The sequence below is a fragment of the Pseudomonas sp. KH_017 genome (assembly GCF_057840285.1).
The window spans coordinates 4,865,475-4,881,198 of record NZ_CM174509.1 but is presented as its reverse complement, the minus strand read 5'-3'; the positions used below and the strand labels follow the sequence as shown (position 1 = coordinate 4,881,198).

12 protein-coding genes are annotated in these 15,724 nt (G+C 60.2%); 8 read left to right on the top strand and 4 right to left on the bottom strand.

Annotated elements, in window-relative coordinates; genetic code table 11:
* Positions 1-133: 133 nt before the first annotated feature.
* Positions 134-3,028 carry a ribonucleoside-diphosphate reductase subunit alpha gene (locus AC3IT6_RS22150; protein ID WP_489352798.1) on the bottom strand — a complete coding sequence of 965 codons (2,895 nt, stop codon included), beginning with the start codon at positions 3,026-3,028 and terminating at the stop codon, positions 134-136.
* Positions 3,029-3,768: 740 nt separating this feature from the next.
* Between AC3IT6_RS22150 and AC3IT6_RS22145 the strand changes: the two genes are divergently transcribed.
* Together AC3IT6_RS22145 and AC3IT6_RS22140 are read left to right on the top strand one after the other, a co-directional pair.
* Positions 3,769-4,491: a response regulator gene (locus tag AC3IT6_RS22145; RefSeq protein ID WP_150714827.1), complete on the top strand. Its 723-nt coding sequence runs from the start codon at positions 3,769-3,771 to the stop codon at positions 4,489-4,491.
* Positions 4,488-6,098, top strand: a complete 1,611-nt coding sequence (locus AC3IT6_RS22140; protein ID WP_223446608.1) for an ATP-binding protein — start codon at positions 4,488-4,490, stop codon at positions 6,096-6,098. The genes AC3IT6_RS22145 and AC3IT6_RS22140 overlap by 4 nt, the downstream gene beginning before the upstream one ends.
* Before the next feature lie 174 nt (positions 6,099-6,272).
* Here AC3IT6_RS22140 and AC3IT6_RS22135 read toward each other — a convergent pair whose 3' ends face one another.
* Positions 6,273-6,998 (bottom strand): 4'-phosphopantetheinyl transferase family protein, encoded by a 726-nt coding sequence (locus AC3IT6_RS22135; RefSeq protein ID WP_489352795.1) that lies wholly within the window; start codon positions 6,996-6,998, stop codon positions 6,273-6,275.
* Between the two features lie 233 nt (positions 6,999-7,231).
* Between AC3IT6_RS22135 and AC3IT6_RS22130 the strand changes: the two genes are divergently transcribed.
* The 4 genes from AC3IT6_RS22130 (at position 7,232) to AC3IT6_RS22115 (ending at position 10,929) form a co-directional block, all read left to right on the top strand.
* Complete coding sequence (locus tag AC3IT6_RS22130) at positions 7,232-7,834, top strand: hypothetical protein (protein ID WP_489352793.1); 603 nt, start codon at positions 7,232-7,234, stop codon at positions 7,832-7,834.
* Positions 7,835-7,954: 120 nt separating this feature from the next.
* Entirely contained in the window at positions 7,955-8,632 is a 678-nt protein-coding gene (locus AC3IT6_RS22125) for a response regulator (protein ID WP_489352791.1), read from the top strand.
* Complete coding sequence (locus tag AC3IT6_RS22120; RefSeq protein WP_150726111.1) at positions 8,629-9,975, top strand: ATP-binding protein; 1,347 nt, start codon at positions 8,629-8,631, stop codon at positions 9,973-9,975. Before AC3IT6_RS22125 ends, AC3IT6_RS22120 begins: the two co-directional genes overlap by 4 nt.
* 198 nt (positions 9,976-10,173) lie before the next feature.
* Positions 10,174-10,929 (top strand): polysaccharide deacetylase family protein, encoded by a 756-nt coding sequence (locus tag AC3IT6_RS22115; protein ID WP_489352788.1) that lies wholly within the window; start codon positions 10,174-10,176, stop codon positions 10,927-10,929.
* An 82-nt stretch (positions 10,930-11,011) separates the two neighbouring features.
* Here the strand turns inward: AC3IT6_RS22115 and AC3IT6_RS22110 are convergent, their stop codons facing one another.
* The gene (locus tag AC3IT6_RS22110; RefSeq protein ID WP_489352786.1) at positions 11,012-12,010 is read right to left on the bottom strand and encodes an AraC family transcriptional regulator; all 999 of its coding nucleotides are present in this window, start codon (positions 12,008-12,010) and stop codon (positions 11,012-11,014) included.
* Between the two features lie 338 nt (positions 12,011-12,348).
* Here AC3IT6_RS22110 and AC3IT6_RS22105 point away from each other — a divergent pair, with 338 nt between their 5' ends.
* A complete protein-coding gene (locus AC3IT6_RS22105) occupies positions 12,349-13,683 on the top strand; it encodes a dicarboxylate/amino acid:cation symporter (protein ID WP_489352784.1) in 1,335 nt (444 codons plus the stop codon).
* A gap of 144 nt (positions 13,684-13,827) precedes the next feature.
* Positions 13,828-15,009, top strand: a complete 1,182-nt coding sequence (locus tag AC3IT6_RS22100; RefSeq protein ID WP_489352782.1) for a CaiB/BaiF CoA transferase family protein — start codon at positions 13,828-13,830, stop codon at positions 15,007-15,009.
* Positions 15,010-15,129: 120 nt separating this feature from the next.
* Here the strand turns inward: AC3IT6_RS22100 and AC3IT6_RS22095 are convergent, their stop codons facing one another.
* Complete coding sequence (locus AC3IT6_RS22095) at positions 15,130-15,624, bottom strand: SprT family zinc-dependent metalloprotease (protein ID WP_150726116.1); 495 nt, start codon at positions 15,622-15,624, stop codon at positions 15,130-15,132.
* Between the last annotated feature and the right edge of the window lie 100 nt (positions 15,625-15,724).

Genomic DNA, 15,724 nt, shown 5'->3' with positions numbered 1-15,724 from the left:
CCTGTGGGAGCGGGCTTGCTCGCGAAAGCGTCAGATCAGTCACCCATTTCCTCGAGGCAAAAGAAAACCCCCGACCCGCCAGAGGCTGATCGGGGGTTTCGAGTAAGCGCCTTGCAGCGCTTACCGGCTCAGCTTATTGGCAAGCTTCGCAATCCGGCTCGTCGATGGCGCAAGCCTTCGGCACTGGAGCAGGACCGGCAGGCGCTGCCAGGACCGAGTCGTCACCGTGGTTGCCGCCGCTGGAAACAGCGTTCAGCTTGCCGGTGTTGATGGTCGACTTCTCGGTGCTGGTCGCAGCCAGGGCACGGAGGTAGTAAGTGGTTTTCAGGCCACGGTACCAGGCCATGCGGTAGGTCACGTCCAGCTTCTTGCCCGAAGCGCCAGCGATGTACAGGTTCAGCGACTGAGCCTGGTCGATCCACTTCTGACGACGGCTTGCCGCGTCGACGATCCACTTGGTGTCCACTTCGAAGGCCGTCGCGTAGAGCTCCTTGAGTTCTTGCGGGATGCGCTCGATCTGCTGCACCGAACCGTCGTAGTACTTCAGGTCGTTGATCATGACCGAATCCCACAGACCGCGAGCCTTCAGGTCGCGAACCAGGTACGGGTTGATCACGGTGAATTCGCCCGACAGGTTCGATTTCACATACAGGTTCTGGTAGGTCGGTTCGATCGACTGCGATACGCCAGTGATGTTGGCGATGGTCGCGGTCGGTGCGATGGCCATGATGTTGGAGTTACGGATGCCTTTCTGTACACGGGCGCGAACCGGTGCCCAGTCCAGGGATTCGTTCAGGTCGACATCGATGTACTTCTGGCCACGGGACTCGATCAGGATCTGTTGCGAATCCAGCGGCAGGATGCCTTTGGACCACAGCGAACCCTGGAACGTCTCGTAGGCGCCGCGCTCGTCGGCCAGGTCGCAGGAAGCCTGGATCGCGTAGTAGCTGACCGCTTCCATCGACTTGTCGGCGAACTCGACGGCAGCGTCGGAGCCGTAAGGGATGTGCTGCAGGTACAAAGCGTCCTGGAAGCCCATGATGCCCAGGCCGACCGGACGGTGCTTGAAGTTGGAGTTCTTCGCTTGCGGCACCGAGTAGTAGTTGATGTCGATCACGTTATCGAGCATGCGCACGGCGGTGTTCACGGTGCGTTGCAGCTTGGCGGTGTCCAGCTTGCCGTCGACGATGTGGTTCGGCAGGTTGATCGAACCCAGGTTGCAAACGGCGATCTCGTCCTTGTTGGTGTTCAAGGTGATCTCGGTGCACAGGTTCGAGCTGTGGACCACGCCCACGTGTTGCTGCGGGCTGCGCAGGTTGCACGGGTCCTTGAAGGTCAGCCATGGGTGGCCGGTTTCGAACAGCATGGACAACATCTTGCGCCACAGGTCTTTGGCCTGGATGGTCTTGAACAGCTTGACCTTGCCCGGGTACTCGGTCAGGGCTTCGTAGTACTCGTAGCGCTCTTCGAAGGCCTTGCCGGTCAGGTCGTGCAGGTCCGGTACTTCGGATGGCGAGAACAGGGTCCACTTGCCGTCATCGAAGACGCGCTTCATGAACAGGTCAGGGATCCAGTTGGCAGTGTTCATGTCGTGGGTACGACGACGGTCATCACCGGTGTTCTTGCGCAGTTCGATGAACTCTTCGATGTCCATGTGCCAGGTTTCCAGGTAGGCACACACAGCGCCTTTGCGCTTGCCACCCTGGTTAACGGCTACAGCGGTGTCGTTCACTACTTTGAGGAACGGAACCACGCCTTGCGACTTGCCGTTGGTGCCCTTGATGTACGAACCCAGCGCACGCACCGGAGTCCAGTCGTTGCCCAGGCCGCCAGCGAATTTCGACAACATGGCGTTGTCGTGGATCGCGTGGTAGATGCCCGACAGGTCATCCGGCACGGTGGTCAGGTAGCAGCTCGACAGCTGTGGACGCAGGGTACCGGCGTTGAACAGGGTCGGGGTCGAAGCCATGTAGTCGAAGGACGACAGCAGGTTGTAGAACTCGATGGCGCGGTCTTCTTTTTGCTTCTCTTCGATCGCCAGGCCCATGGCCACGCGCATGAAGAAGATCTGCGGCAGTTCGAAGCGGATACCGTCCTTGTGGATGAAGTAACGGTCGTACAGGGTTTGCAGGCCCAGGTAGGTGAATTGCTGATCGCGCTCGTGGTTGATCGCCTTGCCCAGTTTTTCCAGGTCGAAGGAGGCCAGCACAGGGTTCAGCAGTTCGAACTCGATACCTTTGGCGATGTAGGCCGGCAGTGCCTTGGCGTACAGGTCGACCATTTCGTGGTGAGTGGCGCTTTCGGCCACGCCCAGGAAGCCCAGGCCTTCGGCACGCAGGGTGTCCATCAGCAGGCGGGCGGTCACGAACGAGTAGTTCGGCTCACGCTCAACCAGGGTACGCGCGGTCATCACCAGTGCGGTGTTGACGTCGGTCAGGGCCACGCCGTCGTACAGGTTTTTCAGGGTTTCGCGCTGGATCAGGTCGCCGTCGACTTCTTCCAGGCCTTCGCACGCTTCGGTGACGATGGTGTTCAGGCGGCCCATGTCCAGCGGCGCCAGGCTGCCGTCGGCACGGGTGATGCGGATCGACGGGTGAGCATTGACCGCTTCTTCGGCCGGTGCGTGGGCAGCGCGTTCTTTCGAACGACCGTCACGGTAGATCACGTAGTCGCGCGCAACTTTCTGCTCGCCGGCACGCATCAGGGCCAGTTCGACCTGGTCCTGGATTTCTTCGATGTGGATGGTGCCGCCCGATGGCATGCGACGCTTGAAGGTCGCGGTGACCTGTTCGGTCAGGCGGGCAACGGTGTCGTGGATTCGCGACGAGGCAGCAGCGGTGCCGCCTTCAACTGCGAGGAACGCTTTGGTGATGGCGACGGTGATTTTGTCATCGGTGTAGGGAACGACAGTGCCGTTACGCTTGATCACGCGCAGTTGGCCAGGCGCGGTGGCGGACAGATCCGAATTCGAATCAGCGGCCTGCGGCAAGGTGCCCTGCGGGTTCTCGCGAGTTGTGTCGGTTTGCATGGGGGAGTGTCTCCACATTCTCTATGTTTGTTTGGGCACCATCACGGTGCCCACCGTTCCGTCCTGAAGCACTACAACCGGCGAGCGCCGGGCATAACAACTTCGGGACAGTAGGAAGGGGGCTTTATCGAGCGCCGCTTCCATGCCGAAGTCTTTGGTCTCACGCCTTGGGCCTGAAACCTTGGTCCTTTGCAGGTGACAGTTGGGACTGCAACACCCGTACCGTTTTCACCACTCGGGGCCGAAACACAGTAGCCATCCGCATGCGCGGTTTGGTCTTTCGAAAATACGTATGGTTCAACCGGACAGAGGCAATAAAAGCGCTTGAAATTGGTGTCTGGTTTGTGTTTGGTTTTTTACGCAAAACCCTACATCTAGGGTTTTTTTAGCGCCGGGCTACAAGATAATGCGTTTTGGGGGGCGATTGCAACGTACTGCCTGTGGATAAACCTGTGCGTAAATTGTGTGTGAAAGAGGGAACCGGCGTGTAGGCCGCGACCTTGCTGGACCGGACCTTTTTTCAGCGATTTTCAACGATCGAAAACGGCCGGGCGGATTTTTAAGGGCGCGAACCCTATCACAAAAAACCCTGTTGTCCGAACGCATTTACCCGCTTGTGTTCTCGACGAGCGACGTTTATACAATCGGCCCAGCGTGTATACATTTTTATCCCCCCGAATCATTACAAAAAGACGGGCGGATCCTTCCTTATTGGTGTTTTTGGCAAGCAGAGGTCACCCGTGGAGCAAGAAGCCTGGCAGGTATTGATTGTGGAGGACGACCAGCGACTGGCCGAACTGACCCGAGATTACCTGGAAGCCAATGGCCTGCGTGTATCGATCGAAGGGGATGGTGCGCTCGCTGCGAATCGCATCATCAAGGAACAACCGGACCTGGTGATCCTCGACCTGATGCTCCCCGGTGAAGATGGCCTGAGCATTTGCCGCAAGGTCCGCGCCCGCTATGACGGCCCGATCCTGATGCTCACCGCCCGCACCGATGACACTGACCAGATTCTCGGCCTGGACCTGGGGGCTGACGACTATGTGTGCAAACCGGTACGCCCGCGCCTGCTGCTGGCGCGTATCCAGGCACTGCTGCGTCGCAGTGAAACACCCGAAGTTGCCCCGGAAAAACAGCGGCGCCTGCAGTTCGGCCCGCTGATCGTCGACAACGCCTTGCGCGAAGCCTGGTTGCAGGGCAACGGCATCGAGCTGACCAGCGCCGAATTCGACCTGCTCTGGCTATTGGTGGCCAATGCCGGGCGCATCCTCTCCCGGGAGGAGATCTTCACCGCGCTGCGGGGCATCGGCTATGACGGTCAGGACCGCTCCATCGATGTGCGCATCTCGCGCATCCGCCCGAAGATCGGCGATGACCCGGAGCATCCACGGCTGATCAAGACCGTGCGCAGCAAGGGCTATCTGTTCGTTCCCGAGGCTTGCGTAGACCCATCCCTGTGAACTCGATCTTCCTGCGTATCTATGGCGGCATGTGCGCCGCGCTGATTCTGGTGGCGGTGCTCGGTGTGCTGGCGTTGCACCTGCTCAATGAGGTGCGCAGCGAGCAATACCGCGAGCGCCTGGCTCACGGCACGTTTTCGCTGATGGCCGACAACCTGCAACCGATGAACCAGACCGAGCGCCACCGGGCCTTGCTGGTGTGGGAGCGGCTGCTGGGGATTCCGCTGGCGCTGAAAACCTTTGCCGAGACTGACCTCGACCTGACCCAGCGCACCCGTGTGTTGCGCGGCCAGGCATTGGTGGAACAGACCGGGCCGCACGCGGCGAAGGTCTACAAGCTGGTCAGCGACAAGGAGCAGTTGATGCTCACCGGGGAAGTGCAGCAGATCAGCGAGCAACTGGCCCGGGCCACCATCTACCTGTTGACCGATGAACTGGTGCGCACCCCGGTCGCCGACCAGCCCTTGCGCCTGGCGCAATTGAAGGAAAGCAAGGGCTTCGGCTTTGACCTGCGGCTGGTCACGGTCGACCAGGCGGACATGGACGAAGACCAGAGCCGCCGGGTGTCCGAGGGTGACACCGTGATGGCGCTGGGCAAGGGGGGCGACTCGATCCGGGTATTTGCCGGCATGGTCGGCACGCCGTGGGTCCTGGAAATCGGCCCGTTGTATCAGATGAATCCTTATCCGCCGGAATGGCTGGTGCTGATCGCCGCGCTGGGCCTGACGCTGATCGGTTTGATCGTCTATCTGTTGGTGCGTCAGCTCGAGCGACGCTTGCGTGGCCTGGAGGCCGCCGCCACGCGCATCGCCAAGGGCAGCCTGGAAACCCGCGTGCCGGCGCGAGGCGCGGACTCGGTGGGGCGGCTGGCTTCGGCGTTCAACGGCATGGCCGAACACTTGCAGCAGTTGCTGGCGATCCAGCGTGAACTGGTGCGCGCGGTGTCCCACGAATTGCGCACGCCGGTGGCGCGCCTGCGCTTTGGCCTGGAGATGATTGGCTCGGCCACTACGCCGCAAGCCCTGGAAAAATACTGCCAGGGCATGGACCACGACATCGAGGACCTCGACCGGCTGGTGGACGAGATGCTGACCTACGCGCGGTTGGAGCAGGGCTCGCCGGCGCTGAACTTTCAGCGGATCGATCTGGATGCCTTGGTCGACCAGGTGATCGAAGAACTGGCGCCGTTGCGCGCCGACGTCACGGTGCAACGCGGGTTGTGCCTGTCAGCTGCCGATAACGACGACGCCTGGGTCGAGGCTGAACCGCGCTATCTGCATCGGGCGATCCAGAACCTGGTGACTAATGCCATGCGCCACGCGCAATCACGGGTGACCATCAGCTATCAGGTGGGGCAGCAGCGATGCCGGGTGGATATCGAGGATGACGGGCCGGGCGTACCGGAGTCGGCGTGGGAGAAGATCTTTACGCCGTTCCTGCGTCTCGACGACAGCCGCACCCGTGCATCTGGAGGCCATGGGTTAGGCCTGTCCATTGTGCGCCGCATCATCCATTGGCATGGCGGGCGCGCGTTGATCGGCAAGAGCAAGAGCCTGGGCGGGGCGTGCTTCAGTCTGAGCTGGCCGCGCAATCAGGAGAAGCGTTGAGAAATGCGCTGAATGATGACCCGCCGTCGCGAGCAAGTCGGATCGCCGCATCGCCGCTCCCACTTTTGATCTGTGATGTTCATAAATAGTGTGTTCAATGAAGATCCAGTGTGGGAGCGGCGGTGCGACGATTCGACTTGCTCGCGAAGAGGCCCGGTCATGCGCCAAAAAACTTCAGGCCCTGATGCTGACCAGACTCAACAACTGCCCATCCTTGACCCCGAACTGCGCATCCAGCTCGGTGCCATTGCGCCATTCCCTGGACAAATCAGTAAGCAATCGCAACCGCACCTCACCCGACTCACTCCATTCCAGCACTTCGGCGTGTTCGAAATAAAAACGGCGCCGAACGATCGGATAGAGCGCCTTGAACAGGCTTTCCTTGACCGAGAACGTCAGGGTGACCAGCAACGCCCGTTGATCGTGATCACCGGCCGCCAGGCGACGTAGCTCCGGCGGATTGAGGATTTCCCCGGCCAGGCGTTCGGCCCGTTCGGCATTGAGCAGGTTTTCCAGGTCCATGCCCAAGCCGCGCCAATGGCTTTTGTTCGCCACGATCGCCGCGGCCCGACCAGTGCTGTGGGTGATCGAGCCAGTGATATGAGCAGGCCAGACCGGTGCCCGATCTTCACCGATGGCCGGAATGAAGCTCAATCCTTCGAGCTGCTGTAACGCGGCCCGGGCACACACTCGCCCAGCGAGAAACTCCGCCTGCCGTTTGGCGACAGAGCGCTGAATGCTCGCCGGCGCTTCGACAGCGCTGCGCTGAAAGTCATCGCTGGCCAGTCGGGCGCTATCGAAGTGAGTACTCAACAGGACCGTATCGGGCAGCACAAACGGCAGCGGCCAATGGTCATCGAGGGGCGTGCAGCAGACGGGCAGGGCGGGGGTTGGATTCATATCTGGCATTTTGCCGGGTTGGCTTGAGGCTGGGTAGTGCAAAGCTTCTGACGAATGGGTGGTCGGCGCCGACCTTGTCCATTGCATGGTCGGATTTCCTGTTGAAACGTGTCGAAATATTCAGGGCGGGTCGGTTCAGCCCAGGTTCAGAGTGTGTTCAGGGGGAGTTCAGGGCGCGGTGCGTAACCTTGCCCCGTACCCAAAAAGCAAACGGCACATGAGGAAACTTCCCAATGACTGGATTCAAAAAACTGCTTCTGGCATTCACGATTCTGGGCGCAAGCACTGCGGCTTTCGCGTCCGACGATAACTTCGCCAGCCTTACTCTTGGACAGACCAGCGACAAGGTCAAAAAATCCCACGCCTTGAACGACAACCTCAATCACCCGAACGCCGATAGCGTGATCGGCAAGGACACTACATGGGGTGTTCGTCTGGGCCAGCAAAACACCAAGGGCCGCTACTACGCCACTTACGACAATGTGTCGGGCTCGCACAACGGCATTAAGCTGCGTCAGGAAAACCTCCTGGGCAGCTACGATCTGTTCTACCCGGTAGGCGGCAGCACCAGGCTGTTCGGTGGCGCCACAGCCGGCCTGACCAAAATGACTCAGGAGTCGCCAGGCTTCAGCCGCGACAGCGATATCGGCTACGCCATCGGCGGCCAGGTGGGTGTGCTGCAACAGGTTTCGCAGAACACCTCGGTTGAACTGGGTTACCGTTACCTGCGCAGCAACGCCAGTACCGAGATGAGTGAACGCGGCGGCAGCAAGCAGGGTTCGCTGGACCTGACCAGCAGCGCCCAGACTTACCTGTCCGCGAACTACGCTTTCTGACAAGCGTTTCGTGAGCGGCCTGCGCCGGATCAGCCCGAGTGACTGATCCGGCGTTGCCATGTTAGCTATTGAGGTGCGACGTTGTGCCTCTGGAGATGTTGATTTGCCCGGGAGAGCGTTATGAAACTGCTGGTTGTCGAAGATGAAGCGCTGCTGCGTCATCACCTGCAAACCCGCCTGACGGAGAGCGGCCACGTGGTCGAGTCCGTGGCCAACGCCGAGGAGGCGCTGTACCAGACCGCACAGTTCAACTTTGACCTGGCGGTGATCGACCTCGGTCTGCCGGGCATGAGCGGGCTCGACCTGATCCGCCAGTTGCGCTCAAGTGGCAAGAGCTTCCCGATCCTGATCCTCACCGCGCGCGGCAACTGGCAGGACAAGGTCGAAGGCCTGGCCGCCGGTGCCGACGATTACGTGGTCAAGCCGTTTCAGTTCGAAGAGCTGGAGGCCCGCCTGAATGCCTTGCTGCGCCGCTCCAGTGGTTTCACCCAGTCGACCATCGTTGCCGGTCCCTTGCTGCTGGACCTGAACCGCAAGCAGGCGTCCCTCGACGAACAGCCGCTGGCGCTGACTGCGTATGAGTACCGCATTCTCGAATACCTGATGCGTCACCATCAGCAAGTGGTACCCAAGGACCGCTTGATGGAACAGCTCTACCCGGATGACGGCGAGCGTGATCCGAATGTGATCGAGGTGCTGGTCGGCCGTCTGCGCCGCAAACTGGAGGCGCCGGGCGGGTTCAAGCCGATCGACACCGTGCGCGGCCTGGGCTACCTGTTCAATGAGCGTTGCACTTGATCCGTTCGCTGCGCATTCGCTTGATGCTCGCCGCCACGCTGTTGGCGGTGTTGTTCATGCTGGCGTTGCTGCCGGCGATGCAGGGTGCCTTCAGCCTGGCGCTGCAGGACTCCATCGAACAGCGTCTGGCATCCGACGTGACCACGCTGATCTCTGCCGCCCGAGTGGAGAACAACAGCCTGCAGATGCCGGCGCAATTGCCCGACGAACGCTTCAACCTCACCGATAGCCGATTGCTCGGCTACATCTATGACCGTGAAGGGCATCTGGTCTGGCGTTCGAAGGCGACCCAGGAAGAACGCATCAATTACAAGCCGCGCTACGACGGGCGTGGCAACGAGTTTGCGCGGATCCGCGAAGCCAATGGCCAGGAGTTCTTCGTCTACGACGTCGAGGTCAAGTTGCTCGGCGGCAAAAGCGCAGCCTTCAGCATCGTGGCGTTGCAGCCGGTTCGCGAGTACGAGGTGACCCTCGAAGGCCTGCGGGAAAATCTCTATCTGGGTTTTGGCGCGGCACTGCTGGTGCTGCTGGCGTTGCTGTGGATCGGCCTGACCTGGGGCTTGCAGGCATTACGGCGTTTGAGCCAGGAACTGGACCAGATCGAAGGTGGCACCCGCGAAAGCCTCAGTGAGGAACATCCCCGGGAATTGCTGCGTCTGACCGGCTCTCTCAACCGTTTGCTGCACAGTGAGCGTGAGCAGCGCAGTCGCTACCGTGATTCCCTTGATGACCTGGCCCATAGTCTGAAAACGCCCCTGGCGGTGTTGCAAGGCGTCAGTGAAGACCTGGCCCAGCGTCCCGAGGATCGCGATCAGGCCTGGGTGCTGCAAACCCAGATCGAACGCATGAGCCAGCAGATCAGCTACCAGTTGCAGCGTGCCAGCCTGCGAAAAAGCGGCCTGGTACGTCATCAGGTGCACTTGCGGCCAGTGCTGAAAAGTCTGTGCGACACGCTGGACAAGGTCTATCGCGACAAGCGCGTGCACGTCGCGTTCGACCTGCCCGACCCGTGCTACGTTCCGATCGAACAGGGCGCTCTGTTGGAGATGATGGGCAACCTGCTGGAAAACGCCTATCGCCTGTGCCTGGGCGAAATACGCATCAGTGTGCGTGAAACCCTCAGCGGCACCGAGTTGTGTGTCGAGGACGACGGCCCCGGCGTACCACAGGATCAGCGCTCACGGATTCTCGAGCGCGGAGAGCGCCTGGACCGCCAGCACCCGGGGCAGGGCATCGGCCTGGCGGTGGTCAAGGACATCATCGAGAGCTACAGCGCCAAGCTGACCCTGGGCGATTCGCCGATGGGCGGAGCGGCGTTCCGGATTCATTTTCCGGCGCTTTGAACGGGTATTTGATAGCGGTCTTTTCGGGCCGCTACAGGCATCAAGCGTTAAACGACCGGCAACAATGTTTTGTTGGCGTTCAGCCGTTTGCTGGCAGGTAATAAGCCTCGCCTTATTGACGACATGCACACGCAGAGCCTGTGTTGGTGCATGAGTGGATAGGGGCTGAAGCGTTACAAGCCACCAAAGGAGATAAAAATGGAAAGGAAGAAAGTTTGGCTGACGTTTGACGACGGTCCTCGGCAAACCCAGACCGAAACCGTGCTCGAAACACTGGCGCTGTTTGATATCAAGGCAACGTTTTTTATTGTTGGCAATCTGGTTGCCAGGCATGGCGAGCGTATCAAGCGCATCCTGGGCGAAGGGCACCGGATCGGCAATCACACTTACGATCATCTAAGGCTGGTCGGCCAGGACAAGGACACGATCATCGATCAGATCAAAATGACGGAGCAGGCACTGGCTCCCTACCAGCAGCCGGACCTGATCATGAGGCCGCCTTATGGCGCTCACGATGCGCTGGTCGATCGCACTGTCGCCGAGTTGGGGTACCGGCAGGTTCTCTGGAGCGTGGATACCCTGGACTGGAACAGCAACTACCAACCGGGAGGCTGGGTATCCCATGGTGTTGAGCAAATAAGGAACAGAAAGAACTCCATTGTGCTCATGCATGACATACACGCGACCACGGCCAATAATCTTGGCCGGTTCATCGAACAGATAAACCGGCTGGGCGATGTGGATTTCGAATCACCGGCCACACTGGCGATTCCGCCGGTCAGTCAGTTGAATATGTATGTGGTTGTAAGGGGCGATACATTGTCCAAGATTGCCAGAGAGTTTTATGGTGATGCCGCCAAGTACCCACTGATCTTTAATGCGAACAGGTCGGTGCTGGATCATCCAGATAAAATTTACCCTGGCTTGTCACTCATCATCCCGCCTTTAGAGTAAGCGTTCGCAAAACCTGGACGGGGTATTTTCGAGTGTGTTCGCAAGGGTGCCAGTGATCACTGCGCAACGCGGGTGCTGAAACTCAGCTCTCCTGCGCCCGATAAGCCCCCGGCGTCAGCCCCGTCCACTTCTTGAACGCCCGGTGAAACGCCGACGGCTCGGAAAACCCCAGCTGCTCGGCGATCTGTTGCAACGACAGGTCAGCGCGACTCAGGTGATAAATCGCGATGTCCCGGCGCAACTGGTCCTTCAATTCCTGAAAGCTCGAACCCTCTTCCCGCAAATGCCGGCGCAAGGTCTGCGGGCTGATGTGCAGGTGCGCGGCCACGGCTTCCAGGTCGGGCCAGCGTGAGCTGTCGCGACTGAGCAAGCGCCGCAGCCGACTGCTCAAACTGTCGCCATCGTCCGGGCGCGAGAGCAGGTCGGCGGGGGAGCGCTCGAGGAAATGCTTGAGGGTGCGTTCATCCTGCAACAGCGGCATGGTCAGGTAGCGGCTGTGAAACAACAAGCTGCTCTGGGGCCTGGAAAACTCAAGCGGACAGGAAAACAGCAGGTCGTACTCGGCGCCGTGTTCGGGCCGGGGGTAGCTGAACGTGGCCTGTTCCAGGCGAATGCGCTGGCCGATCAACCAACTGCCGAAACGGTGCCAGATCACCAGCAGGCTTTCGCTGAGGAAATGATCCGGGTCCCAGAGTTGCGAGTCGTCCAGGCTCAGGCGCACCCATTCATCTTCGCGGCTCAGGGTCAAACGCGGAGCCCCGGGGAATAGGCTGTAAAACAATAAGCCGCGATTGAGTGCCTTATCCAGGTTGCGACAGTGAATCACGGCATGGCACATCATCGCGAAGCTGCCCGGCCTGCTTGGGGCTTGCCCGAACCCCAGGTACTCGTCGTCCAGTGCCAGCCATAACGCCTGGATCAGTTGGGTGAATTGCTCCGGAGCGATGCGTGCCCGGGGCTCGTCCAGCAACTCGGGGCTGATTCCCAGTTGCTGTAGCAGGCTCGAATAGTCGTAGCCGTGCCGACGCGCACCACCCAGGGCGGCGCGGGCGAAATGACTGGCGATGGTGCGTTCGCGCATGGCAGCAGATCCGACCGTTGATCGACGGATGTTAGCTGCGCACCGCGGGCATGAACAGGGCGGATATCCGCCAAATAGCAGGACGACTTTTAATGGAAGGGCGGAAATCCGCCACATGCTTGTAGCCGTTCGGTGACAAGGAGTTCGCTGCAACCCCAGATATCAAAAGGCTAGCAGGGATTTTATGGAAGGTGGCACGGGCCTTGCGATACAACGAGCAGATGCCTGCCGTTGCGCAGCTCGAAAAAACAAATCCCTCCAGTGCAGGAGGGTTCGCAATTGCGGTGTTGCGGGCAACAGATGGATGTTGTTACCGGGCACCCTTGAGGAACTTTGCAATGACGACTCGTCAGCCACTGTACAAATCCCTGTATTTCCAGGTGATCGTTGCAATTGTCATCGGTATCGCGCTCGGTCACTACTATCCACAGCTCGGTGTGGCCGTTAAACCATTGGGTGACGGGTTCATCAAACTGATCAAAATGATCATCGCCCCAATCATCTTCTGTACCGTCGTCAGCGGTATCGCCGGCATGCAGAACATGAAATCGGTCGGCAAGACCGGCGGCTACGCACTGCTGTACTTCGAGATCGTTTCGACCATCGCCCTGCTGGTCGGTCTGGTCGTGGTCAACATCGTGCAGCCGGGCAATGGCATGCACATCGACGTCGCTACCCTTGATGCCTCCAAGGTTGCCGCTTATGTGGCGGCCGGCGCTGACCAAAGCGTCGTCGGCTTCCTGCTGAACGTGATCCCGAGCACCATCGTCGGCGCCTTCGCCACCGGTGACATCCTCCAAGTGCTGATGTTCTCGGTGATCTTCGGTTTCGCCCTGCATCGCCTGGGCGCCTACGGCAAGCCGCTGCTGGACTTCATCGATCGCTTCGCCCACGTGATGTTCAACATCATCAACATGATCATGAAGCTCGCGCCAATCGGTGCCTTCGGTGCCATGGCGTTCACCATCGGCGCCTACGGTGTCGGCTCGCTGGTACAGCTGGGTCAGTTGATGGCGTGCTTCTACATCACTTGCCTGCTGTTCATCCTGATCGTGCTGGGCTCCATCGCCCGTCTGCACGGCTTCAGCGTGCTGAAAGTGATCCGCTACATCCGTGAGGAACTGCTGATCGTGCTGGGTACTTCTTCTTCGGAATCGGTACTGCCACGCATGCTGATCAAGATGGAGCGTCTGGGCGCGCAGAAATCTGTCGTGGGTCTGGTGATCCCGACCGGCTACTCGTTCAACCTCGACGGTACCGCCATCTACCTGACCATGGCCGCGGTGTTCATTGCCCAGGCCACCGATACGCCCATGGACATCACGCACCAGATCACCCTGCTGGTGGTGTTGCTGCTGTCCTCCAAAGGCGCCGCCGGTGTGACCGGTTCGGGTTTCATCGTACTGGCTGCGACCCTGTCCGCCGTCGGCCACCTGCCGGTTGCCGGCCTGGCGTTGATCCTCGGCATCGACCGCTTCATGTCTGAAGCCCGTGCCTTGACCAACCTGATCGGCAACGCCGTTGCCACTGTCGTCGTGGCCAAGTGGGTCAAGGAGCTGGATACCGACGTGCTGCAAGCGGAGCTGGCCTCGGGCGGTCGCGGCATTGCCGACGAGCCTAAAGACGATGTTTTGGGCCACGTCGAAGAGGTAGCCCCGGCTAACGCCAAGTAAGCCTTGTTGTAATGAAAAACCCGCTTCGGCGGGTTTTTTCATGCCCGGCGATTGAGCGTAACGGTCACTGCACGTGGCGTATAAGGTGATTGCTGCAAAGCGATCGGCTGCCTAGTCTGGGGGCATCGTATAGGGAGAACGCTCATGCTCGGTCCACTGGCATCACTCAAGGTTCTGGATTTCTCGACACTGCTGCCGGGGCCGTTCGCCTCGTTGCTTCTGGCGGACATGGGCGCCGAGGTGCTGCGCATCGAATCACCGACGCGCATGGATCTGCTGCGGGTATTGCCGCCCCACGATCAAGGCGTGTCAGCCAGTCATGCCTACCTCAACCGTAACAAGCGCAGCCTGGCCCTGGACCTCAAGCAACCTGAGGCGCTGGAGGTGATCCGGTCGTTGCTGCAGGATTACGACGTTGTGCTCGAGCAGTTCCGCCCGGGCGTCATGGAACGTCTGGGCCTGGGTTACGAAGCCCTGAAGGCGATCAATCCGAAATTGATTTATGTGTCGATCACCGGCTACGGCCAGACCGGCCCCTACAAGGACCGCGCCGGCCATGACATCAACTACCTGGCCCTGTCCGGGCTGGCGAGTTACACCGGCCGAACCGACAGTGGGCCGCTGCCGTTGGGCATGCAGGTGGCGGATGTCGCCGGTGGTTCGCTGCACGGGGTGATTGGCTTGCTGGCGGCGGTCATTGCCCGGCAGCAAACCGGTCAGGGCCAGCACCTGGATGTGAGCATGACCGACTGCGCGTTCAGCCTCAATGCGATGGCGGGTGCCGGGTATCTGGCCTGTGGCGTCGAGCCGGGTCCGGAAAACCAGGTGCTCAACGGCGGCAGCTTCTACGATTACTACCGCTCCCGGGATGGGCGCTGGCTGTCGGTGGGCAGCCTGGAACCGGCCTTCATGAAACAGTTGTGTACGGCGTTGGGGCTGGAGGAATTGGCCAGCCTCGGCCTGTCACCGCATCCGGCGCATCAGAAACAGCTTAAAGACGCGCTGAGGGTCGAATTCGAAAAGCATGACTTCGCCGATTTGCGCGCGCTGTTCGCCGAACTGGATGCTTGTGTCGAGCCGGTGTTGAGTCTGGGAGAAGCGCTGTGTCATCCGCAGTTGCAGGCGCGGGAGTTGGTGACCGACGTGCCCCGTGGCGATGGCTCGACCCAGGCGCAGATGGCGTGCCCGCTGAAGTTTTCGCAAGGTTTGCCTGAGCCTCGGCATATTGGCGTGGCGCTGGGGCAGCATACGGATCAGGTGTTGGGGGAGTTGGGGTTGAGTGCTGAGCGGATTGCTCAATTGCGGTTCGCCAAGGTAATTCTCTAGCGTCAGCACCAACCTCTTCGCGGGCAAGCCCGCTCCCACACTGGTTTTGTGTCACGCCACAGATCCCCTGTGGGAGCGGGCTTGCCCGCGAAGAGGCCAGTACAGCCACTGTACATCCCGCTATTCGACCCGCATCTCCCCACTGAACACCAGGGTATTGCGACACCGTCGGCACAAATATCGCCGACCTTGCCGAACCAGGCCGTGGCGCTGCGCCGAGAACGGGAAGTCGCTGTCGGCGCACGGGCACTTGTAGATGTAGCGGGTCACGCTGCGGCGTTTGACGTCATAGGTGTGGCAGCGGTTGGGCGGCAGTTCGTACACGCCGCGCATGATCAGTTGCCACTCTTCACCATGGGGCTGGATGCGGTCGCCGAACAGCTGGTGGGCGATCAGGTGCGCGACTTCATGGGCCACGGTCTGCTTGAGGAAATCTTCGGTGTTTTCCCGGTACAGCTGCGGGTTGAAGCGCAGCAGGTTCTCGTGCAAATGCGCGACACCGGCTTTTTGCCCGCGCAGCTTGAGGCTCACCACGGGGCGCTTGAAAGGTCGTTTGAAAAAGGATTCGGCTAGTTGGAAACAGTCTTCGACGCGGGTATTGAGTTGCTCGGGCATGCTTGATGGATCTCCAGAGCGCTCGAGTATGCCGCAACCCTCGGACCTTGCGAATCGCCAAGTTGCCGAATGGTCGTGTGCGTTTTCGTTGCTGAAGAAT

What these genes read in the sequence shown, in the direction of transcription:
- AC3IT6_RS22095 (WP_150726116.1), bottom strand. Translation starts at nt 15,624, where the DNA reads ATGCCCGAGCAACTCAATACCCGCGTCGAAGACTGTTTCCAACTAGCC.
- AC3IT6_RS22105 (WP_489352784.1), top strand. Translation starts at nt 12,349, where the DNA reads ATGACGACTCGTCAGCCACTGTACAAATCCCTGTATTTCCAGGTGATC.
- AC3IT6_RS22125 (WP_489352791.1), top strand. Translation starts at nt 7,955, where the DNA reads ATGAAACTGCTGGTTGTCGAAGATGAAGCGCTGCTGCGTCATCACCTG.
- AC3IT6_RS22100 (WP_489352782.1), top strand. Translation starts at nt 13,828, where the DNA reads ATGCTCGGTCCACTGGCATCACTCAAGGTTCTGGATTTCTCGACACTG.
- AC3IT6_RS22150 (WP_489352798.1), bottom strand. Translation starts at nt 3,028, where the DNA reads ATGCAAACCGACACAACTCGCGAGAACCCGCAGGGCACCTTGCCGCAG.
- AC3IT6_RS22110 (WP_489352786.1), bottom strand. Translation starts at nt 12,010, where the DNA reads ATGCGCGAACGCACCATCGCCAGTCATTTCGCCCGCGCCGCCCTGGGT.
- AC3IT6_RS22135 (WP_489352795.1), bottom strand. Translation starts at nt 6,998, where the DNA reads ATGAATCCAACCCCCGCCCTGCCCGTCTGCTGCACGCCCCTCGATGAC.
- AC3IT6_RS22115 (WP_489352788.1), top strand. Translation starts at nt 10,174, where the DNA reads ATGGAAAGGAAGAAAGTTTGGCTGACGTTTGACGACGGTCCTCGGCAA.
- AC3IT6_RS22130 (WP_489352793.1), top strand. Translation starts at nt 7,232, where the DNA reads ATGACTGGATTCAAAAAACTGCTTCTGGCATTCACGATTCTGGGCGCA.